Genomic DNA, 22891 nt, shown 5'->3' with positions numbered 1-22891 from the left:
GGGGATGACGATCGGGGCCGTGCAGCGTCTCTTCTACCCGGCCGTCATGATCGTGGCGGTGGCGCTGCTGTGGGGGGCACTGGCCCTGGATTTGCCCCTGGCGGCCGCGCCCTATCTGGCCATCGCCGTCGCCGGCCCGCTGATCGTGGTCGGCGAGCGGATCATACCGTTCCGGCCGGCATGGGCCCCGGACCTGCATGAGCTGCTGGACGACGGCGCCTTTCTGGTGATGGTCCAGATCGTCGTGCCGCTGGTGCTGGGGTGGATCGCCATCTTCGGACTCCAACGCCTGCTCAGCGCCAACGGCCTGACGTTCGACGTCTGGCCGCAGACCTGGCCGCTGTGGGCGCAGGTGGTGCTGAAGATCCTGGCGGGCGATCTGCTGCGCTACGGGCTGCACCGGGCGTCGCACCGGTTTCCGCCTCTGTGGCGGTTGCATGCGGTGCACCACGCCCCGACCAAGCTGTATGCGCTGAACGTCTTTCGCTTCCATCCTCTGGACAAGGGGCTGCAGTTCCTCGGCGATACCCTGCCGTTCATCCTGATGGGGGTGGGGCCCGAGGTGCTGGCCTATTATTTCGTGGTCTATGCGGTCAGCGGGCTGTTCCAGCACAGCAATGTCGATGTGCGTCTGGGCTGGTTCAACTATCTGATCAGCGGGCCCGAGGTGCACCGCTGGCACCATTCGCAGGTCGTGGCCGAGAGCGACGGCAACTATGCCCACACCTTTGCCGGGTGGGACGTGCTGTTCGGCACCTATATCCGGCCACGCCGTCCGATCGGGCCCTTGGGCCTGCTGGATCCGGCCTATCCCCGCACCTTCGCGGGCCAGATGATCGCGCCCCTGCGCTACAGTGGATCCGCGCCAAAGCCCGATGCGTCGCCGCGCCTCTGACAGCGTCAGCCGTCTGACCTTCGAGGCGGCGATGGCGACGCAGGGCCGCGCCGCCCTCGACGCCCTGATGCGCCCCGCCGCCGATCCGCGCCGGGCCCAGGCCGAGACCCTGAGGCGGATCCTGGCTGCCCATCGCGACACCGGGTTCGGCCGCGCTCACGACTATGGGGCGCTGCGCACCTTTGACGATTTCCGGCGGGCCGTGCCGATCCGCGACTATGAGGGGCTGCGGCCCTGGATCGAACGCCAGATCGCCACGGGCGAGCCGGCCCTGACGGCCGAGACGCCCCTGATGTACGCCCGCACCAGCGGCACGACCGGTCTGCCCAAGCTGATCCCGGTGACGCCGGACGCCCTCGATCGCCTGCGCCGGGCGCAGAGGGCGGGAGCCTATGTGCAGCACCGGGCGGGCAGGCTGTTCGCGGGTCGGATCCTGGCCCTGGTCGGGGCCATGCGCGAGGACAGTCTGGCGGACGGCACGCCGATAGGATCCGCCACCGGCCTGATCTATGCCTCCATGCCCTGGGTGGTCCGCAGCCGTTATGTCGTGCCCCCCGCGGTCTTCGCCATCGAGGACGCGGACGTCAAATACCGGATCGTGACCCGGCTGGCGCTGCAGCATCCGGACCTGTCGGCCGTGTCCACCGCCAATCCCTCGACCCTGCTGCGGCTGCGCGACACCTCGCGCCAGCACTGGGCGGACTTTCTGACGCAGATCGCGGCGGGGACCTGTCCCGACGTCGACGGCCTGCCGGACGCGCAGAAGGCGGACATCCTGGCGGCGATCCGGCCGGAGCCCGGGCGGGCTGCCGCGCTGGACCGGGCGGCGCAGGCGGGCGAGCCGACCATCGCCCAGCTGTGGCCCCGGCTGGCAGGGGTGGTCACCTGGACCGGCGGCAGTTGCGCCATGGCCGCGGAGGCCGTGGCCGACGCCCTGGCCCCCGGGGTCCGGCTGATGGAGGCCGGGTATGTCTGCAGCGAGTTCCGGGGCACGATCGTGGTCGATGCGGCGCAGGATTTCGGCCTGCCGCTGCTGGACGATGTGGTGTTCGAATTCGTGCCGAGCGCGGCCTGGGACGAGGGGAGCCGCGAAACCCTGCTGATCGACGAGCTAGAGGAGGGGCAGGCCTATCAGGTCATCGTCACCACGGTGTCCGGCCTGGCCCGCTATCAGCTGAACGACGTCCTGGCCGTCGGGCCGCGGATCGGGGCGACGCCCAGTCTGAAGTTCCTGCGCAAGGGGCGGGGCACCACCAGCATCACCGGCGAGAAGCTGACCGAGGACCAGGTCATGGGCGGCGTGGCCCGGCTGGCCCGGGCGCTGTCGGTGCAGGTGCCGTTCCACATGGTGCTGGCGGACGAGGCGACCGCCACCTACACGGCCTATCTGGAACTGGACGGTGAACCGGACACCCGCGATGCGGCGGCGGCGCTGGACCGGGCGCTGGCCGAGCTGAACATCGAATACGCGGCCAAACGGGCGACGGGGCGGCTGGGGCCGGTGCGGGTGGCGGTGCTGCGACCGGGGGCGGGGGCCGCCTATCGCTCGGCCTGCGTGGCGGCCGGTCAGAGGGACGCCCAGTTCAAGGTCCTGGCCCTGCAGCACGCCCGGGACTGCGCGTTCGACTTCACGGCATGGAGGCTGCCGGATGCGGGCCACCCGTCTGACCACGGCTAGTCTGCCGATCCCCTTCCGCGTCGCCTTCGCCCATGCCGCCGCCCGGCGCGGCGAGGCTGAGAACATCCTGGTCCAGGCGCGGGACGCGGATGGCGAGGCGGGATACGGCGAGGGGTGTCCGCGACTGTATGTGACCGGGGAGACGCCCCAGACGGCCGAGGCCTTTCTGGGCCGCCGGCGCGACGCCCTGCTGGCGCTGGATGGGCTGGATGCGCTGCGCGGCTGGCTGGAGACGCACCGGTCGGACATCGACGCCAATCCGTCGGCCGCCTGCGCGGCCGAGCTCGCCTTGCTCGACCTGTTCGCCCGCCAGCAGGCCGTGCCGCTCGATGCCCTGATGGGACAAAAGGCGGGGCCGGTCGTGGTCAGCGCCGTCTACGGCCTGGCGCCGGGCCCGGTGTTCGCTCTGCAGCGCCTGAGGTTTCGGCTGAACGGGATGACGGACGCCAAGCTCAAGCTGGGTGGGCCGCACGACCTGGCGCGGGCGCGCCGGCTGGCGAAAGGCGGACGCCTGCGGCTGGACGCCAACAATCTGTGGTCCGATCCGGACGTCGCCATCGCGGCCCTGAGGCCGCTCTTGGGTCACGCCTGGGCGGTCGAGGAACCCCTGGCGGCGCGCGATGTCGCCGGGATGCGGCGCGTGGCGGACGCGACGGGTCTGCGGATCGTCCTGGACGAAAGCCTGTGCACCCGGGCGGATCTGGACGCCGTGGCGGGAGATGACCGCTTCGTGCTGAACCTCAGGGTGTCCAAACAGGGGGGGCTGATCCGGACCCTGGCCCTGATCGCGGCCGCTCGCGCGGCCGGGCACCGCATTATCGTGGGGGCCCAGGTGGGGGAGACCAGTCTGCTGGCGCGCGCGGGTCTGATCGCATGCGCCGCGGCGGGGCCGTCCCTGGCGGCGGCCGAGATCGGCTATGGGCTGCATCTGCTGCGCCGGGACACCTGCGAGCCGTCTCTGACCTTCCGGGCCGGCGGCCGGCTGGCCGCGCCCGCCGCCGGCTTCGGCCCCTCGCGGCACCTGTGGAGCCTGTTCCCGGACTGAGGGCGGGCACCGATCCGGGCGAGACGGGGGCGTTCCAGCCCGGCCAAGGCTGGTGTACAAGAGAGGACATGAACGCCGCGCTCAAGCTGATGACGCCCGACGCCTTCCTGGACTGGTGCCAGTCCCAGGAGGATCGTTGGGAACTGGTCGACGGCATGCCTCGGATGATGACCGGGGCGACGCGTCGGCACGACCGGATCGTGGTCAACCTGATCGCCGACCTGCACAGTAAGCTGCGCGGCAAGCCCTGCCAGCCCAACACCGCCGATGTCGCGGCGCTGATGCTGCACGGCAATGTCCGGCGACCGGACGTAACAGTCGATTGCGCGAGCGCGCCCCGACAAATCCCTGAGCAGCACGGCGCCGACGGTCTTTTTCGAAGTGCTGTCGCCCTCGACCCGCACCATCGACCTGATGCGCAAGGCCGAGGAGTTCAAGCTGATGCCGACCCTTAGGCACATCGTGATCATCGAACCGGATCGGCCCCAGGTGCTGCTTTGGAGCCGGGCTGAGGAAACAGCCCCTTGGGTGGATCAGGACATCGAGCGCCTGGACGGGGTCGTGCCCCTGACGGCGATTCAGGTCAGCCTGCCGATGACGGCCATCTATGACAGCATCACGTTCGACGCGGACGCGGCGTGAACGTTGCGCTCAATTTAATGACGGCGGACGAGTTCCTGGTCTGGTGCCTGGATCAGGAGGACCGCTGGGAACTGGTCAACGGCATGCCGATCCGCATGATGACCGGGGCCACCCATGCCCACGACGACGTGGTGCTGAACCTGATCGTCGAACTCGGCAATCAGTTGAAGGGCAAACGCTGCAAGCCGAAGACAGCGAACATCGCCGCCCGGATGCCGGAGGGCAATGTCCGGCGGCCCGGCGTGACGGTCGATTGCGGGCCGGCCGATCGGACGGCGCTGGAAAGCGCGGCCCCGACGGCATTCTTCGAGGTGCTTTCGAAATCGACCCGCGCCTTCGACATCGCCCGCAAGCCCGAGGAATACAAAAGGGTGCCGAGCCTGCGTTCCATCGTGCTGATCGACCCCAACCTGCCGCGCGTGATGGTGTGGGAGCGGGCGGACGAGGCGACGCCCTGGACCTATCGGGACGTCGACGGTCTGGAGGGCCGAATCGAGCTGCCGGCGATCGAGGTCAGCCTGACGACGGCCGCCCTCTATGACGGCATCACGTTTGAGGCGGACTCCTGAGCCGACGCCGGTCGGCCTTGCCGAGTTGAACGTTTCACTTCGCCTTGTTAGTCCGGGGTCGGACAACGCCTTCCGACCCGAGGACCTTTTATGCCGGACCCATCCCTTCGCGCACGCCCTACGCTCAAGGAGGTCGCGCGCCTGGCCGGAGTCTCGATCGCCTCGGCCTCCTATGCCCTGCACAACCGCGGCTCCGTCGGGGAGGCCACCCGACAACGGGTGCGCGAGGCGGCCGAGACCCTGGGCTACCGGCCGAACGCGATCGCTCAGGCGATGAAGACCGGCAAGTCCGGGGCGCTCGGGCTGATCGTGCCGGACCTCAGCAACCCCCTGTTTCCCGCCCTGGCCCAGACGGTCGTCCATGCGGCGCGCGAGGCGGGGCACCGCGTGCTGATCGCCGACAGCCAGGGCTCGCATGCGGCCGAGATCGAGGCGGCGCGGGACCTGGCGGCCTTCGGGGCCGACGGCCTGATCTGGTTTCCGGTCAACGACACGGACTCTCTGGCCGGGGTGACGGCGGGTCTGCCGACGGTGGTGATCGACCGCGACGTGCCCGGATACGACCAGGTCCAGCCCGACTATCGGGCGGGCGGCCTGATGGGGGCGCGGCTGCTGACCAGCCTGGGGCACCGCGCCATCGGCATCGTGGCCGGGCCTGTGGATGTGCAGAACTCGCGTGTGCGGGCCGATGCGGCGGCGATGGAGCTGCAGGGCGAGGTCCGCCTGGCCTGGCGGGTGGTCAATCCCTATGCCCTGGATCTGGAGCCCGAGGTGATCGCGGCGCTGGAGTCCCGGACCGCCACGGCGATCCTGTGCGGGGCCGACATCATCGCCCTGGGGGTCATGCAGGCCCTGCGTGGCCTGGGGCTGGACGTGCCGGGCGATGTGTCGGTGCTGGGCTTCGACGACATCCATTGGTGCGAGCTGACGACCCCCACGCTCAGCAGCGTGCGGATTCCGATCGAGGAGATCGGCGCCGAGGCTGTGTCGCTCCTGCTTCAGCGGATCGCCGCGCCCCGGGATCCCCGCCGCCGGGTCTCGTTCGATGTCCGCATCGTGGAGCGGGGATCGGTGGCGGCCCCGGCCAAGGTCGTCGTCGAAGCCTGACGCGGGCGTCGCCAAACCGTAATCATCCGTCGATATGAAACGTTTCACTAGATTGCACCCGAGGGGGTGGATCGGGCTGCAACGGCTTCATTGGGGGATTTGCTATGGGTTATCGGGGATGGCTGCTGTCGAGCGCGATGGGCTCGATCCTGGGGCTGGTGAGCGGGGGGGCGCAGGCACAGAACGTGGACACCGCGCCGCAGGCCGCCGCGGCGGTGGACGAGGTGGTCGTCACCGGTCAGCGGTTCGGCTCCGGCCTCAGCCGCGCCACCTTCTCCCTGGGGCGCGAGGACCTGGACGACCGGCCGCTGGGGGCCGAGATCACCCAGAGCCTGCAGAAGATCCCCGGCGTCCAGGTCTCGACCGGCGACAGCCGGGGCGGCAGCTTCTCCTATGAGATCGCCCTGCGCGGGCTCAGCGACGAGCAGATCGGTCTGACCATCGACGGCATTCCGACGGGCGACTCGCGCTTCAACGGCGGTTCGCCGCCGATGCGGTTCATCGAGCCCAGCAACATCGGCCGGATCGACGTGTCGCAGAGCTCCGGCGACATCGGTGCGCCGTCGCGCTTCGCCCTCGGCGGCTTCATCGACTTCGTCACCGACGATCCGGCGGCCACGCCCGGGGCGAGCTTCGAGGGCGGGATCGGGTCGTTCGACTTCCGCCGCGCCTCGGTCCGCCTCGACAGCGGCGAGGTGGCTGACGGGCTCAGCGCCTATGTGTCGGCGTCCAGCCAGGACTATGACGTCTGGGCCGGCGAGGACAGCCGTTCGGCCAGCCGCGACCACTATGAGGTGAAGGCCGTCAAACGCTTCGCCAACGGATCTCGGGTCCAGGCCCGGGTGGCCTACAACGACCAGACCGACAACGATTTCAACGTCGTCACCCTGCAGGAGTTCGAGGCCGATCCCGACACCGACCGGGCGACGGACGCGATCTCGGGCATTCCCTCGCGCGACGTCGACTATGGCGGGGCCCTGGGCGGGACGCGCGAGGACCTGTTGGCCTATGTCAACATCGACCTGGCGCTGAGCCCGTCGGCGACCCTGTCGCTGAACCCCTACTACCAGACGCTGGACGGCGAATCCTTCCGCTATCAGGACCGCGCCCGCGACCTGACGGGTTCGGATCCCCGGGCGGTGACCGGCTACAACGCGAATGGCGGGGCGGTGCGCCCGGTGCTGGTAACGGCCCGGAACAGCAATGTCGTCGGCGGGCCGGCCGACATGCGGGTGACCCCGCGCGACCGCGAACGCTATGGCGTCACCGGCGAGTTCCGGGTGGAGGACCTGTTCGCCGGCCACACGCTGCGCGTCGGCGGCTGGTGGGAGGGCGGGGACTCCACCGAGCGCCGCAACTTCTATCGCATCACGGATTCGGCGACGAGCATCGCCTATGACCGGGCGGCCCTGAACTATGTCGAATACGAGCGCTCGGCCGAGGTCGAGACCACCATGCTGTATGTGCAGGACGCGATGGTCTTCCTGGACGGGCGGCTGAAGATCGATGCCGGCCTGACCTGGTTCGACATCGACTATGCCGCGCGCTCGCCGCTGGAATACCGGGCCGAGGTCGCCTTCTCGCAGCCCTCGGACGTCAATCCCAAGCTGGGCGCGGTCTATTCCCTGAGCGACGCTTGGGAGGTGTTCGGGGGCTATGCCCAGAATTTCGCCGGCATCCCCGAGGACGCCTTCCTGGGGTCGACCGCCGTCATCAATCCGGGCGACCTGGAGCCGGTCGAGACCGAGAATTTCGACCTCGGCCTGCGGTTCGTGCGCGACACGATGGCCCTGTCGATCCAGGCCTATAGCGTCGATCTGGCCAACAACGTCGGCATCGTGCCGCGCGATCCGGCCGCCCCGGTCGATCCGGACGAGGTGGTGCGCGGCAACGTCGCCACCCGGGCGGCCAACACCGCCGGGATCACCACGCGCGGGATCGAACTGACCGGCTTCACCGACTTGGGATCGGTGTCGCTGTATGGCTCCTACGCCTACCAGGACGCCAAGCATGACGATCCGGCGGTGGGCAGCCGGGCACGGCTCGACCTGGCCTCGGTCGGGGTCATCGGTGGGGCCCGGGTGCGGGACATCCCCGAACACTCGGCCTATGGCGAGATCAACTGGACCCCGCTGCCCCGGCTGAAGCTCCAGGCCAGCGCCCGTTACATCGGCGACCGGGTCGGGGGCCACATCCTGCGCTCGGGGACCTTCGAGGAGGTCGCGGTCGACGAGCTGGAGGCCTACACCCTGGTCGGGCTGAGCGGGCAGTACGACCTGGACTGCGGCGGCCTGTGCCAGGACGTGCGGCTGCAGCTCAACGTCGATAACCTGTTCGACGAGGACTATATCGCCTCGGTCTCGAGCGCGACGGCGACCCAGCCGGAGTTTGGCCTGACCGCCGGCAGCACCACGGGCCGGACCCTGGACCGCTATTTCATCGGCGCGCCGCGCACGGTGACGCTGTCGCTGCGGGCCCGGTTCTAGGTTTGAGGGGCGGGGTTCGGACGATCGGTCCGGACCCCGCGTCCGGTCAGGCCCAGCCGCGCTGCGCGATATAGCCTTCCAGCGCCTGGATTCGGGTCGCGTCCGACGGGTGGGTGGAGGCGAACTCGGGCTGGCCGGACTGGCGTTGCTGCGCCATCAACCGCCACAGGGCGATGGCCTGCGACGGGCGGAAGCCCGCGGCGGCCAGGTAGTCGACGCCCAGGCGGTCGGCCTCCAGCTCGTCGCGGCGCGAGTGGGGCAGGAGCAGGCCGTACTGGGCCGCGATGTTGCCGAAGGACCCGACCGCCTCGCCGCGCGAACCGGCCACGCCCTGGGCCACCGACAGGCCGATGCCGGCCAGGGCCGTGGAGGACGCCCGCTCGGCGGCGTGCTGGGCCACGACGTGGCCGATCTCGTGACCGATGACGGTGGCCAGCTGATCGTCGTTCTGCACGAGCGCCAGCAGGCCGCTGCTCACGCCGATCTTGCCGGACGGAAGGACGAAGGCGTTGGGGCTCTGGCTGTTGAAGACGGCGTAGTCCCAGGCGCGGTTGGTCAGGCCGGCGGCGCGCACCAGACGGTCGCCGACGGTACGGATCCGCTCGACCTGAGGTCCGCTGCGGGTCGGGCTCTGCGTCCGCAGCAGCTCGGCCCAGGCCGCGTCGGACTGCTGGTTGATCGCGGCCGGATCGCCCAGGATCAGCTGGTTGCGGCCGAGCGTGTCGTTGTAGGCGCAGGCGGCCAGGCTCGAGGTGGCGAGGAGGGCGGCGGCGAGGGCGGTCAGGCGGCGGGTCATGGCGGCTCCGGGGCAGGTTTGGCGGGTTGAACGGGGAAACTCGGCAGCGTCGCGGGCGGTTTCGGCCTTCGTCACCCCTCGATCATGTCGTGGACCTTGGCGGCCAGGTCGCCCATGACGAAGGGCTTGGTCAAGACCTCCATGCCGGGGGCCAGCAGGCCGTTGCCGACGGCGGCGTTCTCGGCATAGCCGGTGATGAACAGCACCTTCAGCTCGGGCCGGGTCACGCGGGCGGCGTCGGCGACCTGGCGACCGTTCAGGCCGCCGGGCAGGCCGACGTCGGAGACCAGCAGGTCGATGCGGCGGTCGCTGCGCAGGATCTCCAGACCCGACGGGCCGTCGGGCGCCTCGATGACGTTGTAGCCGGCCTCGCCCAGGACCTCTGCGACCAGCATGCGCACGGTTTCCTCGTCGTCGATGATCAGGACCGTCTCGCCGTGGCCGCCCTCCGCCACCGCGGTCGGGGCGACGTCCTCGCCCTCCTCGACGCCGGCCTGGTCGCGGGGCAGGTACAGGCACAGGGTCGTGCCCTTGCCGAGCTCGGAATAGATCCGGACCTGGCCGCCCGACTGGCGCACGAAGCCGTGGATCATCGACAGCCCCAGACCTGTGCCCTGGCCCTGGGGCTTGGTGGTGAAGAAGGGGTCGAAGGCCTGGGCCTGGACCTCGGGCGTCATGCCGGAGCCGGTGTCGGTGACGCAGAGCGAGATGTACTGCCCGGGGGCCAGGTCGCGCTCCGCGGCGGCGCGCTCGTCCAGCCATTTGTTGGCCGTCTCGATGGTCAGGCGGCCGCCGTCCGGGGCCATGGCGTCGCGGCCGTTGATGCACAGGTTCAGCAGGGCGTTCTCGAGCTGGGACGGGTCGACGCGCGTCGCCCACAGACCGCCGGCGCCGACGACCTCGACCTCGACATCCGGCCCGACGCTGCGCCGGATCAGGTCCTCCATGCCCGCGATCAGACGGTTCACGTCGGTGGGCTTGGGATCGAGGGTCTGGCGGCGCGAGAAGGCCAGGAGGCGCTGGGTCAGGGAGGCGGCGCGCTGGGCCGAGCCCTGGGCGGCGTCGATATAGCGCTCCATGCCGTTCAGCCGGCCTTCGGACAGGCGGCGCGACAGCAGCTCCAGCGAGCCCGAGATACCGGCCAGCAGGTTGTTGAAGTCGTGGGCGATGCCGCCGGTCAGCTGGCCCACCGCCTCCATCTTCTGGGACTGGCGCAAGGCCTCCTGGGCCAGAGCCAGCTGGCGCTCGCGGGCCTTGTCCTCGGTCAGGTCGCGGCCGACGGCGATGAAATGCACGCCGTCCGGCTCGGGCGAGACGGTCCAGCCCATCGGGGTCCAGACACCGGATTTGGACAGGATATTGTTCTCGTATCGCACCGCCTGGCCGGTCTCGCCCATCCGGGTCAGGGCCGCGACCGTGGCTTCCAGGTCGTCCGGATGGATGATGTCGGCATAGGGGTTGGTCAACAGCTCCTGTTCGCTCCAGCCCAGGATGGCCGTCCAGGCCGGGTTCACCGCCAGCAGGCCCCCGGCGTAGTCGGCGCGGGCGAGGGCGTCGGCGGACAGGGTCCAAAGCCGGTCGCGCTCGGCCTTGCTGCCCGCGAGCAGGATTTCGAGCTGCGCGTTAAGACGGCGGATGTCGTCGATGTCGCTGTTCGCCCCGACCCATCCCGTGATCCGGCCCTCGGCGTCCCGCACCGGCTCGGCCTGGACCCCGAACCAGCGCCAGGCGCCATCGGCGCGGCGGGCGCGGAACTCGGTGCGGTAGACCTCCCCGGTCTCCAGCGATCGGGCCCAGGCCGCGGCCGCGGCCGGCAGGTCGTCGGGGTGGACGATGTTCGCCCAGCCTTCCCGCCCGTCAAGCGCGCCTTCCGACAGGCCAACGTAGTGGTAGATCTGGCTGTTGAACCAGTAGAGGTGGCCGTCCGGCCGACTGGCCCAGACATGGTTGGGCACGGCCTCGGCGAAGGCCCGGAACTGAGCCTCGCTCTGGCGCAGGGCGGTCTCGGCGCGCTTCCGCTCGGTCAGGTCCTTGAACAGCACGGCAACCTGCCGGCGCGCGGCCGGCTCGAGGCGAAAGGCGGCGACCTCGAGCCAGCGCCCCGTGGACTGCAGCTCCCGCTCCAGGCGCAGCGGCTGGCCGGTCTGGAGCACAGGGCGATACAGCTCGACCCAGTCGCGGCCCTCGTCGCCCAGCATCTCTCTCACGCTGCGGCCGTCGAGATCGGAAAGGCCCGCCTGTTCGGCGGCGACGCGATTGACCTCGACATGGATGTAGTCGCTGTCGGGTCCCTCCGGGCCGTCCGTGAACTCGATGATGCAGAAGCCTTCGTCGATGGCATCGAACAGGGTGCGGTAGCGGCTTTCGCTGTCGGCGAGCTCGGCCGAGGCGCGGGCGCGCTCGGTCGCGGTGCGGACCCGGACGGTGAACTCGCGGATCAGGCTCAGCTCGGGCGAGGTCCAGTGGCGGGGGCGATCATTGCCGACGTACATCAGCGCGACGAGTTCGCCCTGCTCGAGCAGCGGAAGGTTCACGGTGGCGGCCACGTCCAGATGACGCATCGCCTCGATCGCCTCGGTGGTGCGGGGGTCCAGGGCGACGTCGTCGACGGCCACGACCCGGCCCTGCAGCAGGTCCGGGAACATGGCGCCATAGTCGGCGAAGGCCACGCTGCCGGTCAGGCTGATGCCGCCGGGTGGCGCATGGTCCTTCTGGATCTCGATGGTCGCCGTGGCGGCATCGATCAGACCATAGCCGGCCCGCGAGACCCCAAGGGCCCTGGCCAGGATGCTGGCCCCGGCGTGGGCGATCTCTCCGGCATCGGTCAGGTCCTGCAGCGTATCGTTCAGGTCGAGCAGGGCCTCCTTTCGGGCCCGCATGTGATGGCGGTCGGTGGTCTCGATGACGGTGCAGATGACGCCGGCCGGCCGGCCGTCCTCGTCCGCCACAGGCCAGTAGTTGAGGTCCATCCAGACCTGCTCCGGCCGTCCATGGCGATGCAGGGTCAGTTCCTGATCGCGATAGGCCAGGGTGCCGCCGGCCAGGCCCACCTTCATGACGTTGTCGTTGAAGTCGGCGACCTCGGGCCAGCCCTCGCGCACGTTCGAGCCGAGCAGCTGCGGATGACGCCCGCCCGCGAAGACCGAATAGGCGTCGTTGTAGATCATCACGCCCGCCGGACCCCACAGCATGACCATGGGCACGGGTGAAGCCACCAGCAGAGCCGTGGCCGTGCGCAGGCTCTGCGGCCAGAGGTCGATCGGCCCGAGCGACGTCGACGCCCAGTCGAAGGCGCGGATCAATCCGGCCAGCTCTCCATTTCCGCCGGGAAAGGCGGACGGAGGAGGGGCGTTGTAGGCTTGCTCAGTCAGTGGTCCGCTCCCCCAGCGCCGCGCCGGCGCGGTCCAGTGTGACCGAACGCGGTCAAGGTTCAAGGGTTTCACATGTCGGATCGCGCGACGCCAGACCCGGTGAAGCGTCTGGATCGACGACCGAATCTCGGGGCGGGGCGCAGCAAAGATGTCTTGTGCGGCCGGTCCCGGAGCCTATGTCTGAGGGCCCCGACCGAGACCGGAGCGCCCCATGTCCGACCTGCCGACCGCCTACGACACCGTCCGCCACGCGACCCACGGCCGCGGCAAGGTCTATGACAGCATCATCGACACCATCGGCGACACTCCGATCGTCGGCCTGCCGCGCCTGTCGGCCGAGCACCAGCCCAAGGCCCGCGTCCTGGCCAAGCTGGAGTTCTTCAACCCCACGTCGTCGGTCAAGGACCGCATCGGCGTGTCGATGATCGAGGCGCTGGAGGCGGCGGGCCGTCTGACGCCGGACAGCGTCATCATCGAGCCGACCAGCGGCAATACGGGGATCGGCCTGGCCTTCGTGGCGGCGGCGAAAGGCTATCGGCTGATCCTGGTCATGCCGGAAAGCATGTCGATCGAGCGGCGCAAGATGCTGGCCCTGCTGGGGGCCGAACTGATGCTGACCCCGGCCGAGAAAGGCATGAAGGGCGCCATCGCCATGGCGAGCGAGCTGCTGGAGCGCACCCCGGGCGCGGTTACGCCGTCGCAGTTCGAGAACCCCGCCAATCCTTCGATCCACCGCGTCACGACGGCCGAGGAAATCTGGAACGACACGGGCGGCACGGTGGACATCGTCGTGTCCGGCGTCGGCACCGGCGGGACCATCACCGGCGTCGGCCAGGGTCTGAAGGCCAAGAAGCCCTCCGTCCGCATGATCGCGGTCGAGCCGACGGCATCGCCCGTGCTGTCGGGAGGCGAGCCGGGTCCGCACAAGATCCAGGGGATCGGGGCCGGCTTCATCCCCGCCATCGTCGACCGGTCCGTCATCGACGGGGTCGAGCAGGTCTCCAACGAGGACAGTTTCGAGATGGCCCGCAAGGTCGCGCGGGTCGAGGGGATCCCGGTCGGCATCAGTTCGGGCGCGGCCCTGGTCGCGGCCTTCCGCCTGGCCGCCCTGGACGAGAACGCGGGCAAGACCATCGTGGTGATCATTCCCAGCTTCGCCGAACGCTACCTGTCGACCGCCCTGTTCGAGGGGCTGTAAGGTCTCGGTTAACCGGATCGGCCCTAGGTTGAGCGCCCATGTCCGAACCGGCCCTCGCCCAGACTTCAGAGCCTCTGGTGCCCGACGCCCCGCCGCCGGTCTTCCGCGCGCGCCATGCGTTGCTGAAGCGACTGGCGGACGTGGTGTCGCTGCCGGCCAGTCGGGTCAATGCGTTCGAGCGCTCCGTCGTCGGCGACCTGCTGGTCGAGATGCTGCGGCTGGCCGCGCCGCGAGAGCGCCACCGGGTGGCGCAGCGGCTGACCCCTTTGAGCGAACTGCCCAACAGCCTGGCGCGGATGCTGCTGCGCGATGATCCCACCATCGCCGGTCTGCTCATCGAGGGGTGCGCGTCATTGAGCGACGCCGATCTGGTCGCCTGCGCTCGCGATACGACCTTCGAACACCGCTTCCTGATGGCCAGCCGGCGCGGCCTGTCCGAGGTCGTGACCGAGACCCTGATCGCCTATGACGAGACGCCGGTCATCGAGGCGATCCTGCGCAACACCACCGCGCGGCTGTCGCAGTGCGGCGTCGAAGCCGTCGTCAATCTCAGCCGATCCTCGCCGACGCTGTGCGGCCATCTGCTGCGCCGGTCGGAACTGCGACCGTCCGGGGCCTATGTGATGTTCTGGTGGTGCGGCGCCGACGACCGCAAGACCATCCTGCAGCGTTTCGCCGTCTCGCGCGAAGTCATGCAGGAGGTGGTCGAGGACGTCTTCATCATGGCGGCGGCCGAGGGCTGGCAGGACCCCGTCGCGCGCAAGGCGCTGCAGTTCATCGAGCGTCGCCAGAGAAACCGCGCGGCGATCGAGAAGAGTCCGTACAAAAGTCTCGAACATGCGGTGAGCGAGGCGGCCAAGGAGGGACTGGACCGCGAGGTCGCGGCCGAGATCGCCTATCTGGCCGGCATCAAACCTCTGACCGGGGCCAAGATCCTGGGGGACGTCTGCGGCGAGCCTCTGGCCATCCTGTGCAAGGCCACCGGTCTTTCGCGCGTCGACCTTCAGAACCTCTGGCGCTCGATGCGACGGCCGGAAACAACCGTCGGTGGCGGCGTGCACCCGGACTGGGAGCGGGTCCAGATCACCTACGAGATGCTGGCCGTCGACCGCGCCCAGACGGTGCTGCGCTACTGGAACTGGTCCCTCTCCTCGGCGATGTCGCCGGCCTTGCTGAAGGCCATCCGCGAAGGCGAGGAGGAGGCGTTGGACGACTATTCGGCCCCCGAACGGGCGGCCAGGTTGATGCTGGCCGAGAACTTCGGACGCTGATCATAGACTGCCGTCCTAAGGACTATAGTCGCGCTGACCTTTGCCGTCGGCTGGATTGAAGAAGACATGACGATGCATTGCTTTCGTCACCGAATATCCTTATTCCCCAGACTCACAAGCGCGATAGTGCGAAAAGTCTAGGTAAGGAAAACCCCGTGGACGCGACAAGAGTGGACGACCGGTCTGAGCTTCTGGAAATGACCGCGGACATCGTATCAGCCTATGTCGGCAACAACAGCGTGTCGGCCAACGACCTGCCCTCGCTGATTTCCAATATCCATGCCGCGCTGAGCCAGGTCTCGACCGGCGTCGTGGAAGTCGAGCCGGAGGTCAAGGAACCGGCGGTGCCGATCCGCAAGTCGATCAGCCCCGACTTCCTGATCTGTCTGGAAGACGGCCGCAAGTTCAAGTCGTTGAAGCGCCACCTACGCACCAAGTACGACATGAGCCCCGAGGAATACCGCGCCAAATGGGGTCTGCCCAAAGACTATCCGATGGTCGCCCCGAACTATGCCAAGGCGCGTTCGGATCTGGCCAAGCAGATGGGTCTGGGCCAGGGCGGTCGCAAGCCGGCCCGCGCCCCGCGCGTCGCCGCCAAGAAATAGGCGTCACGCCAACTCTGAAGTCGAACAAACCCTCTCCCGACGGGAGAGGGTTTTTCTATGCCGCGGCCGAGCTGCGGCGCATGCGCCAGAAGCGCAGGGTGCGCAGGGCGGCGTCCCGGGTGAGCTCGGCATACATGCGGGCATAGCTGTGGGCCTTGCCCATGGCGTCGCCGTCGGTGTTCAGGATCACCACGGCGAAGGTCAGGAACAGGGCCCTATCCAGGTCGGCGGCCTTGCAGATCACCGCCAGGGCATCCAGCTCCCGGCGCTCGACGATCTGGTCGGCGGTGTGGAACTGCACGTCCGCCAACTGGGCCAGGGCGATCAGGAACGAGGTCTTGCTGCCCGAGCGCAGGAACCGGGCCAACATGGTCGGCGTGAGCTGATTGGCCGCGCGCAGTTCGTTCACATAGGCGAGGCATTTCGCATAGTCAGGCGGAAGGGTGCCGTCGTCGGCGGCCACGCGGGCGCGACCGGCGGCCAGGGCGCTTTCCAGCAGGACCGGGTCCATGGCGGCGTTCTGTTCCAGAATCCGCTGGCGCAGCCGGGCCTCGACCACGAAATACATGTCGTTCAGCAGGTCGGCGGGCAGCTCCTTGCGCTCGACGGTGGCGGCATGGAGGGTCGGATTGGCCTTGGCGCGCTCGACGGCGGTTTCGGACGCCGTCCGCGACAGTCGGGCGCCGTCATTGCGCAGGAGGGTGCCGAGGGTCTCGTCGTCGCCGCGTTCCACGATCACGTCGGAGACGGCTTCGGACACGCTGGCGCGTACCGAGACGGCGCGAAGGTGGCCCTGGCCCTGCGAGCGGACCACGCCCAGCAGATCTTCGTCGGTCAGGACGGTGGAGGCGCGCAGCACCGCATCGGCCACGGCGACCTCGTCATTGGCCAGTCGGCGGATGAGGCCGCGCGGGGCGTCCGGCGCCGAAGCGAAGCGCTCCGACAGCTCGGCCCGGACGGCGACCTCCATCTCGACGGTCAGGTCCGTGAGCACGGAATCGTAGAGGGCGTTCTCGGTCGACGTCCGCACGCCGCCACCGAAGAAATGGTCGGTCAGCTCGCGGAGCAGGGCGCGGCGCTTCTCGCTGGACGGCTCGTGCGCCAGGGCGATCAGGTCGGGCAAGCGCGAGCCGAGCTCGGCGGGTTCGCGGCGCGGGGGGACCAGGGTCTCGCTCATGGACGTTCCGGATCTTCGTCGCGGACGGGCGGCCGCAGGCGGCCCTGGGCATCCCGCTGAGGGAGCTCGGTCTCGGGCGGTTCGGCCAGGTCCAGGGCGACGCTGTCGTAGAACACGGCCTCGGGCAGGGGCGTGCGGTCCGGAGCGTGACCGGCCTCGCGGTGGACCGAATAGTAGCGGCTGGTCTGCTGCCCAGGGCGAGCGAGCGCCGGGACGGGCGCAGCCGCCTCGGCATAGACCTGAGGCGCCGCCGGGTCCGACGCCGCCGCGGGCTGCGGCTGCGGCAGCGCGGCCTGGGGGCGAAGGCGGAAGATCGGGGCGTCGGCGCGGGGGGCCATGGGATCGGCCACCGCCGCTGGGTCTGCGGGTCGCGGGGCGGCCGGGGCCGCAGACGGTACCGCCTGCGGACGATCTTCGGGCTGCGGCTGCAAGACCGGCGCGGAAGACCAGACCGGCTGGGTCGTGCTGTCCGCGGCGGCGGCCGGGGCGGGCGTCTCGCGGGTGTAGGCCAGCGGATCCGGAGCGCCAAGGGCGAAGGCGGGCACCGGCTGAGGATCCAGCCAGACGCTGGCGGGCGTCGGTCCGCGTGACACCCGCTGGGGCGTCGGGGTCGGCTGAAGCGCCGGACGCGAGACCGCCTGGGTCGGCGCGACCTGGCGCGGAATCATCGCTCTGCGGGTCGGGGCCGGGGCCGGCTCGGGCTCCGTTTGCGCCTTCGTCTCTGCCTCGGCGGCAATGACGCCGGCTGGTGTCGTGGTGGTGGGCCGGCCGGCCCAGGTCATGTAGCGGGGACCCGGACCCGCCGCGGTCGTCTGGGCCTGGACCGTGTCCATCAGCCCGCCGGCTACGCCCGTGGCCGCCAGCAGGATCGCGAATCGTGTGGCGCGGCTCGGCAAGGTGCGGCTCCGGTAAATCATATCGGCGCCAGCCTAGGTAGGGCGACTTAACCCGGGGCTAACGACGCCCGCGGTTTCACGTCAGGGCCGCGAGGACGCGCCGCTGGATCGCCGTCGTCAGGGCATTCAGCGCCAGCCCCATGGCGGCCAGACAGGCGAGGGCGGCGAGCAGGTCGGGCGTGCGCAGCCGGTTGCCGGCTTCCAGCAGGCGCCAGGCGAGACCCTGTGTGGCACCGGAGCCGGACACGAACTCGGCCACCACGGCCCCGACGATCGACAGGCCGGCCGCGACGCGGACGCCTTCCAGCACGAACGGCAGGGCCGACGGCAGGCGCAGACGAAACAGCCGCTGCAGGGGGGAGGCCCCGTGCAGGTCGAACAGGCGCTCCAGGTCGGGATCGGCGGACTTCAGCCCGGTCAGGACGCCGGAGAAGACCGGGAAGAAGGCCACCGCGGCCGCCAGGGCCGTCACCGCCCGATCGGCATGGTCCAGTCCGGCCCAGATCAACACCAGCGGAGCGATGGCCACGACCGGCGTGACCTGAAGCGTGACGGCCAGGGGTGCCACCGCACGCTCGGCCGTGCGGTTCAGCGACACCAGGACGGCGAGGCCGCCACCCAGGGCGACGGCGAGGACCAGGGCCTTGAACGCCATCCAGAAGGTCTGCCAGGCCGATCCGGCCAGGACGGGGGCGTTGTCGATCAGGGCCAGGATCACGGCGCTGGGCGGCGGCAGGACATAGACGGGGACATCGAACAGGCGGCTGGCGGCCTCCCATCCCGCCATCAGCAGGGCGGTGAGGAGCAGGGCGGGAAGGGTCTGGGTCAGGCGGGTCATGCCGTCTGTCCCATGCTGGCGGCGAGGGCGTCGGCGACCGTCTCGACGGCCGCGCGGAAGGCCGGATCGCCGCGCCATCCGGCCGGGCGGGGCAGGGGGCCGGGCAGGGCGAGATCGGCGACCGCATGGCCGTCGGCGGCGGACAGGACGACCACCCGCCCGGCCAGGTAGGCGGCCTCCTCCACGTCATGGGTCACGAAGACGATGGCGAGGGGGCGGCGGGTGGCGATGCGATGCAGATCCTCGATCAGGGCGCGGCGGGTGATCGAGTCCAGGGCGGCGAAGGGCTCGTCGAGCAGCAGCAGGTCGGGCTCCACGACCAGGGCGCGGGCCAGGGACACGCGCATGGCCATGCCGCCGGACAGCTGGCGCGGGCGCGCCGTGGTGCGGTCGCCCAGGCCCACGGCAGCGAGGGCGATGTCCGCGCGGCGGCGCGCCTCGGTCGCTGGGGTGCCGGACAGTTCCAGCGGCAGGGCGACATTGGTGCGGGCGTCGGCCCAGGGCATCAGGGTCGGAGCCTGGAAGACGAAGGCGGTCCGGCCGCCGGCCGGGCGGAGGGCCCGGCCGGACGCGGGCGGCTCCAGGCCGGCCAGCAGTCGCAGGGCGGTGGACTTGCCGGCCCCCGACGCCCCGACCAGGGCGACGATCTGACCCGAGGTCACCGTCAGGTCGAGCGGTCCGAGCCGGGGGCGGCCGGGGTAGCGGACGGTGACGCCCTGGAGCGCGAATACAGCCTCCGCGCCTACGGGCTCCGGTTGGGGGGCATCCATGCGGCCCGCCTCCCGCCGCTACGCGGCCTGTCTCCGCCCAGGGGGCGGAGAGCGATGCGGTTGCGACCTAGCCACGGCCGGGGAGGAAGTTGTCGGTGAAGGCGTCGCGCCAGTTCAGGTTGGGCGGATAGACGCCGGCCTGGCTGGTGACCTCGAAGAAGGCCTGCCAGCGTTCATCGGTCATGGCGCCAAGGCCGTACAGCGCCGCGTCGCCGGCATCGACGACGCCGTATTCGCTGAGCCGGGCCCGGGCCTGATCCAGGATGTCCTGGGTCATGTCGGGGTTCGCCGCCTTGATCAGGGCGTCGGCGGGCTTGGGGTCGCCGCGGATGTAGTCGCGCCAGCCCTCGGCCGAGGCGGCGATGAAGGCGCGCAAGGCCGTCGCGTTATCGCGGGCGAACCCGTCGGGCGACAGCACCATGGTGGCGTAGGAGGGATAGCCCTCGTCGGCCAGCAGGAAGACGCGCGGCTCGAACCCGCCGACCTTCTCGATCGTATAGGGCTCGGAGGTCAGATAGCCCTGCTGCACCGCCCGCTCGTCGGCCAGGAAGGGGGCGGGGTTGAAGGTGTATTTGCGCACCTGGTCGTCGGTGAAGCCGTATTTGGCCTTTAGCCAGACCCAGAAGGCGGTGATCGAGGCGTCGGCCAGAAGGAAGGGCCGGTCGGCCAGGTCGGCGATGCCGGTCAGGGTGTCGTCCGGGTGGGCGATCAGGACCTGGGGATCCTTCTGGAAGAAGGCGGCCACGGCCTTCACCGGAGCCCCCTCCGCGACGAGGTTCAGCGGGATGAAGCTGTTGGAGCCCATGCCAAGTTCGACGGCCCCGGCGGCCAGCAGCTGGGGCACGTTCACGCCCGGGCCGCCCTGGATGATCTGGACGTTCAGGTTGCGCCGTTCGTAGGCCCCCGAGGCCAGGGCCTGGTAGAAGCCGCCGTGCTCGGCCTGGGCCAGCCAGTCGGTCGCGAAGCGGATGCGGACCCGGCCCTGGTCGTCGACTGGGGCTTCGGAATTACCGCATGCGGCGAGCGCACCGGCCGACACGACCGCACCGGCACCGACGAGCAGCGTCCGGCGATCAAGGGTGGACGGACGAATCCAAGGCTCAGCCATGGCCGAGGTTTAAGTCGCGCGCTGACGCTTGGGAAGCGTTCAGAATGGCGCGGGAGGCGGCGTGTCGCCGTTGGAGGGAGCGTCCGTCGCGGTGGGCATGCGGAACTGCACCACCGAGACGCAGCGGATCGCTGCCTTGAAGGCTCCATCGCTCCGCCCCTGGGCAACGATCGCGTGCGCCGCGTCGCCGAAGACGGCCGACGGCTGGGCGTCGATGACCGCGACGTTTCCGACCTGCCCCCAGGGCGCGAGATCGTAGCGGACCCTGGCCCAACCCTCCACGCCGCGGGACTGCATGATGGTCGGGTAGTTCAGTCGACCGGGGCGGAACGCCTGTTCAATCTCCGAAGGACAGTCCTGCAGGGGGTCGGTCGGAAGGGGCGGCATGGCTGGGGCCGCAAGGGTGGCGCCGTGGCGGCCGAACCTGGTGAAGCAACCGGTGTCGGAGCCGCCCTCGAAGAAGCGGGTCTCGCCCACGGCCCTTCGGGTTTCGGCGTCGAAGGCGGGATCCCCGCTGGAGCCGGCCGTCTCCACGCGCGCCGTGGCACCGTCGGGGCCGATGTCGAACCGGGTCACGGACCACACCCTCTGTCCCGGGGTGGGAGATCCCGCGCGAGGGTCGGGATAGCTGGCCAGTCGAGGCCTGCGCCGCGTCGAGCAGTCCCCCCACTGCCCCACCAAGGCCGAACGAACGGCCTGGGTGCCCGGATCCTGACCTGACGAAGGACCGAAGGCCTGGACGAGCTGGGCGGGGGTGGCCTCGCTGATCGGCAGGAAATCGCGCTGGACCACCATGCGACAGTTCGCGCGCGCCTCGGCGGGAAAGCGCGACACCGCCAAGGCGGCCTGGGCTTCCTGGACAGAGGCCCGATCGCGGAAGTCGGACAAGGCGCGGCCGTCGTTCAGGGGGCGCAGATCGACCGGCCGGCCGTCCGGATCGATCGAGAACTGGATCGTGCGCTCGGCCTCGAACCGGGCCTGCGGGGAGGACGAAGACCCGTTCGAAACGAAACCCGGCGCGATGGGCTCCAGGGTCAGGGTCTCGACCGGTCCATCGGCGCAGACCACCGATCCCGTCGCGCGTAGGATCGCGAGGACACCCGGCGTTCCAGGAACGATCACGGGCGGCAACGGCGGCTCCAATTGGGCTCGCGCCTGCGCGGAGACTGTCAGCGCGACACAGACGACAGTCGAAAAAATCCGCATGATCCACCCCCGGCACAGCCGGACAGTGGAAGTCGGTGATCGGTCCGTCCATCCCGGATGTGTGAAATCTCGCGCCAGAATTGAGCGAGGGGACGCAAGTCCGGGCGAACCGGTGCTGGCGTCCCCCCACCAAGTCCGGGTTGGGACTTGGCCATTGAGGTGTCGGACCCTGGCGTCAGCGCCGGCGGGCGAACCCGGCGACGGTCGGCTGTATCCTGGCGGCTCCTGGTCCGTGGCGTTGCGTCCGGGCTTTTGACCCTTCCCTCGTCCACCGATCCCAGTCCGGTTCCCCGCGACCTTTCCCGCCGTAGCGTTCCGTGTCGGGAGCCTGGACCCTGCCCGGTCTTTCCAGGCCACCGAAGCGGCGTGGACCCCTTGGTCAGAGAGCCGGACCGACCCGCTTGAAACCCTGGTCTCCCTGGATTTCCGCGCCGCCGTGTCCCTCGGCCTGTTGACGTTCGCGCCAAATCGGTTAGACGGCAAGCGCCCCCTTCAGGCCCGCTGTGCATGACGCCAGGGGCCTCGGTGGACAAGCCTGTTAACCTCTGTGGACGGAGCGGATTTGCGGTTGCAGATCAGCGTTCTGGGTTTTCCACAGAATCTGCACCGTCTGGTTCGATGGGCTTGTCGAGCGGGGGGAGCGGGTCGTCCTCTCGACCGGGAGCGACAGTAGGGGGTGGACCAGAGCCGTCGGACAGGCGGATTGCTGAGCTGCTCCAGCTACAGGCCAGCCCTTCCAAGGCTTGAAGCAGGCTGGGGTCGTAGACCCACGTTCGTGTGTGCGGATCCCAGCCCCATCGTTCCCTTTGGACAAAGGTGGAAGCCGCGTTCCAGTCCCGTACCAAGGTCCCAATGATCCAATCCCTATAGGTCGGACCGTCGAGCACGCTCTTGCGGATGAACAGGGCGATCGTCTCGTAGTGGTTGAGGTAGCCCAGCACAGCGAACCGATCGCTTCTCAACGCATCGGGCGGATCGACCAGATCAAGGAAGGCCTCGCGACGACGATAGTCGGAGAATACACGCGTTACGCCAATGTAGTGCTCGGAGGATTCGGCCTTTTCGATCAGGTCCAAAGTAGCGCGCATCCGGGCAATGCCGCGCGCGGTCGACAACTGGGTCAAAGCGAGGCCCAAGGCGATGGATGCGGAGATCGATACGGAGACGACAGTCGCGATCGCGCCGACGTAGGGAGCCCAAGGCCCGGGATCTGGCGGGAAGGCCATCAGGACC

The 22891-nt window shown here is 69.7% G+C and carries 20 protein-coding genes; 11 read left to right on the top strand and 9 right to left on the bottom strand.

All coding sequences use genetic code 11. The features are described from left to right. The first annotated feature begins 4 nt into the window (after positions 1-4). The 8 genes from BZG35_RS14140 (at position 5) to BZG35_RS14105 (ending at position 8422) form a co-directional block, all read left to right on the top strand. Entirely contained in the window at positions 5-895 is an 891-nt protein-coding gene (locus BZG35_RS14140) for a sterol desaturase family protein (RefSeq protein WP_077356477.1), read from the top strand. Beyond that, entirely contained in the window at positions 876-2573 is a 1698-nt protein-coding gene (locus tag BZG35_RS14135) for a GH3 auxin-responsive promoter family protein (RefSeq protein WP_077356475.1), read from the top strand. The genes BZG35_RS14140 and BZG35_RS14135 overlap by 20 nt, the downstream gene beginning before the upstream one ends. Next, positions 2545-3618, top strand: coding sequence for an enolase C-terminal domain-like protein (locus BZG35_RS14130; protein ID WP_077356473.1), 1074 nt, complete (start codon positions 2545-2547; stop codon positions 3616-3618). The genes BZG35_RS14135 and BZG35_RS14130 overlap by 29 nt, the downstream gene beginning before the upstream one ends. A 68-nt stretch (positions 3619-3686) precedes the next feature. After that, on the top strand, positions 3687-4073 hold the full coding sequence (locus tag BZG35_RS14125; RefSeq protein WP_077356471.1) for a Uma2 family endonuclease: 387 nt from the start codon (positions 3687-3689) through the stop codon (positions 4071-4073). Continuing rightward, on the top strand, positions 4060-4260 hold the full coding sequence (locus tag BZG35_RS14120) for a hypothetical protein (RefSeq protein WP_371454806.1): 201 nt from the start codon (positions 4060-4062) through the stop codon (positions 4258-4260). Before BZG35_RS14125 ends, BZG35_RS14120 begins: the two co-directional genes overlap by 14 nt. Next, positions 4257-4829, top strand: coding sequence for a Uma2 family endonuclease (locus tag BZG35_RS14115; RefSeq protein ID WP_150126053.1), 573 nt, complete (start codon positions 4257-4259; stop codon positions 4827-4829). The genes BZG35_RS14120 and BZG35_RS14115 overlap by 4 nt, the downstream gene beginning before the upstream one ends. A 90-nt stretch (positions 4830-4919) precedes the next feature. Beyond that, positions 4920-5936, top strand: coding sequence for a LacI family DNA-binding transcriptional regulator (locus BZG35_RS14110; protein ID WP_077356465.1), 1017 nt, complete (start codon positions 4920-4922; stop codon positions 5934-5936). A gap of 104 nt (positions 5937-6040) precedes the next feature. Next, a complete protein-coding gene (locus tag BZG35_RS14105; protein ID WP_077356463.1) occupies positions 6041-8422 on the top strand; it encodes a TonB-dependent receptor in 2382 nt (793 codons plus the stop codon). A gap of 46 nt (positions 8423-8468) precedes the next feature. Here the strand turns inward: BZG35_RS14105 and BZG35_RS14100 are convergent, their stop codons facing one another. Together BZG35_RS14100 and BZG35_RS14095 are read right to left on the bottom strand one after the other, a co-directional pair. Further along, positions 8469-9218, bottom strand: a complete 750-nt coding sequence (locus BZG35_RS14100; protein ID WP_077358166.1) for a M48 family metallopeptidase — start codon at positions 9216-9218, stop codon at positions 8469-8471. A gap of 71 nt (positions 9219-9289) precedes the next feature. Further along, positions 9290-12520, bottom strand: a complete 3231-nt coding sequence (locus tag BZG35_RS14095) for a PAS domain S-box protein (RefSeq protein ID WP_253189186.1) — start codon at positions 12518-12520, stop codon at positions 9290-9292. A 280-nt stretch (positions 12521-12800) separates the two neighbouring features. On the opposite strand from BZG35_RS14095, the gene cysK reads away from it, so the two are divergent. The 3 genes from cysK to BZG35_RS14080 all read left to right on the top strand — a co-directional run bounded on the left by cysK (position 12801) and on the right by BZG35_RS14080 (position 15663). Beyond that, positions 12801-13787, top strand: a complete 987-nt coding sequence (gene cysK, locus BZG35_RS14090; RefSeq protein WP_077356461.1) for a cysteine synthase A — start codon at positions 12801-12803, stop codon at positions 13785-13787. Between the two features lie 38 nt (positions 13788-13825). After that, complete coding sequence (locus tag BZG35_RS14085) at positions 13826-15058, top strand: DUF2336 domain-containing protein (RefSeq protein ID WP_077356459.1); 1233 nt, start codon at positions 13826-13828, stop codon at positions 15056-15058. A gap of 170 nt (positions 15059-15228) precedes the next feature. Further along, positions 15229-15663 (top strand): MucR family transcriptional regulator, encoded by a 435-nt coding sequence (locus tag BZG35_RS14080; RefSeq protein ID WP_077356457.1) that lies wholly within the window; start codon positions 15229-15231, stop codon positions 15661-15663. Positions 15664-15718: 55 nt separating this feature from the next. Here the strand turns inward: BZG35_RS14080 and BZG35_RS14075 are convergent, their stop codons facing one another. The 7 genes from BZG35_RS14075 to BZG35_RS14045 all read right to left on the bottom strand — a co-directional run bounded on the left by BZG35_RS14075 (position 15719) and on the right by BZG35_RS14045 (position 22884). Then, positions 15719-16840 (bottom strand): DUF2336 domain-containing protein, encoded by a 1122-nt coding sequence (locus tag BZG35_RS14075; protein WP_077356455.1) that lies wholly within the window; start codon positions 16838-16840, stop codon positions 15719-15721. After that, complete coding sequence (locus BZG35_RS14070; protein WP_077356453.1) at positions 16837-17736, bottom strand: hypothetical protein; 900 nt, start codon at positions 17734-17736, stop codon at positions 16837-16839. The genes BZG35_RS14075 and BZG35_RS14070 overlap by 4 nt, the downstream gene beginning before the upstream one ends. Before the next feature lie 76 nt (positions 17737-17812). After that, entirely contained in the window at positions 17813-18574 is a 762-nt protein-coding gene (locus BZG35_RS14065) for an ABC transporter permease (RefSeq protein WP_150126052.1), read from the bottom strand. Continuing rightward, on the bottom strand, positions 18571-19344 hold the full coding sequence (locus BZG35_RS14060; protein ID WP_077356451.1) for an ABC transporter ATP-binding protein: 774 nt from the start codon (positions 19342-19344) through the stop codon (positions 18571-18573). The genes BZG35_RS14065 and BZG35_RS14060 overlap by 4 nt, the downstream gene beginning before the upstream one ends. A gap of 67 nt (positions 19345-19411) precedes the next feature. Continuing rightward, a complete protein-coding gene (locus BZG35_RS14055) occupies positions 19412-20452 on the bottom strand; it encodes an ABC transporter substrate-binding protein (RefSeq protein WP_077356449.1) in 1041 nt (346 codons plus the stop codon). Between the two features lie 39 nt (positions 20453-20491). Further along, positions 20492-21574: an energy transducer TonB gene (locus BZG35_RS14050; protein WP_171981967.1), complete on the bottom strand. Its 1083-nt coding sequence runs from the start codon at positions 21572-21574 to the stop codon at positions 20492-20494. 659 nt (positions 21575-22233) lie between these two features. Continuing rightward, complete coding sequence (locus BZG35_RS14045; RefSeq protein ID WP_077356445.1) at positions 22234-22884, bottom strand: DUF4760 domain-containing protein; 651 nt, start codon at positions 22882-22884, stop codon at positions 22234-22236. Between the last annotated feature and the right edge of the window lie 7 nt (positions 22885-22891).

It is taken from the genome of Brevundimonas sp. LM2 (assembly GCF_002002865.1).
Lineage (GTDB): Bacteria > Pseudomonadota > Alphaproteobacteria > Caulobacterales > Caulobacteraceae > Brevundimonas.
This window is presented reverse-complemented; position numbering and strand designations above follow the sequence as displayed.

What these genes read in the sequence shown, in the direction of transcription:
- BZG35_RS14140 (WP_077356477.1), top strand. Translation starts at nt 5, where the DNA reads ATGACGATCGGGGCCGTGCAGCGTCTCTTCTACCCGGCCGTCATGATC.
- BZG35_RS14135 (WP_077356475.1), top strand. Translation starts at nt 876, where the DNA reads ATGCGTCGCCGCGCCTCTGACAGCGTCAGCCGTCTGACCTTCGAGGCG.
- BZG35_RS14130 (WP_077356473.1), top strand. Translation starts at nt 2,545, where the DNA reads ATGCGGGCCACCCGTCTGACCACGGCTAGTCTGCCGATCCCCTTCCGC.
- BZG35_RS14125 (WP_077356471.1), top strand. Translation starts at nt 3,687, where the DNA reads ATGAACGCCGCGCTCAAGCTGATGACGCCCGACGCCTTCCTGGACTGG.
- BZG35_RS14120 (WP_371454806.1), top strand. Translation starts at nt 4,060, where the DNA reads ATGCCGACCCTTAGGCACATCGTGATCATCGAACCGGATCGGCCCCAG.
- BZG35_RS14110 (WP_077356465.1), top strand. Translation starts at nt 4,920, where the DNA reads ATGCCGGACCCATCCCTTCGCGCACGCCCTACGCTCAAGGAGGTCGCG.
- BZG35_RS14105 (WP_077356463.1), top strand. Translation starts at nt 6,041, where the DNA reads ATGGGTTATCGGGGATGGCTGCTGTCGAGCGCGATGGGCTCGATCCTG.
- BZG35_RS14100 (WP_077358166.1), bottom strand. Translation starts at nt 9,218, where the DNA reads ATGACCCGCCGCCTGACCGCCCTCGCCGCCGCCCTCCTCGCCACCTCG.
- cysK (WP_077356461.1), top strand. Translation starts at nt 12,801, where the DNA reads ATGTCCGACCTGCCGACCGCCTACGACACCGTCCGCCACGCGACCCAC.
- BZG35_RS14085 (WP_077356459.1), top strand. Translation starts at nt 13,826, where the DNA reads ATGTCCGAACCGGCCCTCGCCCAGACTTCAGAGCCTCTGGTGCCCGAC.
- BZG35_RS14075 (WP_077356455.1), bottom strand. Translation starts at nt 16,840, where the DNA reads ATGAGCGAGACCCTGGTCCCCCCGCGCCGCGAACCCGCCGAGCTCGGC.
- BZG35_RS14065 (WP_150126052.1), bottom strand. Translation starts at nt 18,574, where the DNA reads ATGACCCGCCTGACCCAGACCCTTCCCGCCCTGCTCCTCACCGCCCTG.
- BZG35_RS14060 (WP_077356451.1), bottom strand. Translation starts at nt 19,344, where the DNA reads ATGGATGCCCCCCAACCGGAGCCCGTAGGCGCGGAGGCTGTATTCGCG.
- BZG35_RS14055 (WP_077356449.1), bottom strand. Translation starts at nt 20,452, where the DNA reads ATGGCTGAGCCTTGGATTCGTCCGTCCACCCTTGATCGCCGGACGCTG.
- BZG35_RS14045 (WP_077356445.1), bottom strand. Translation starts at nt 22,884, where the DNA reads ATGGCCTTCCCGCCAGATCCCGGGCCTTGGGCTCCCTACGTCGGCGCG.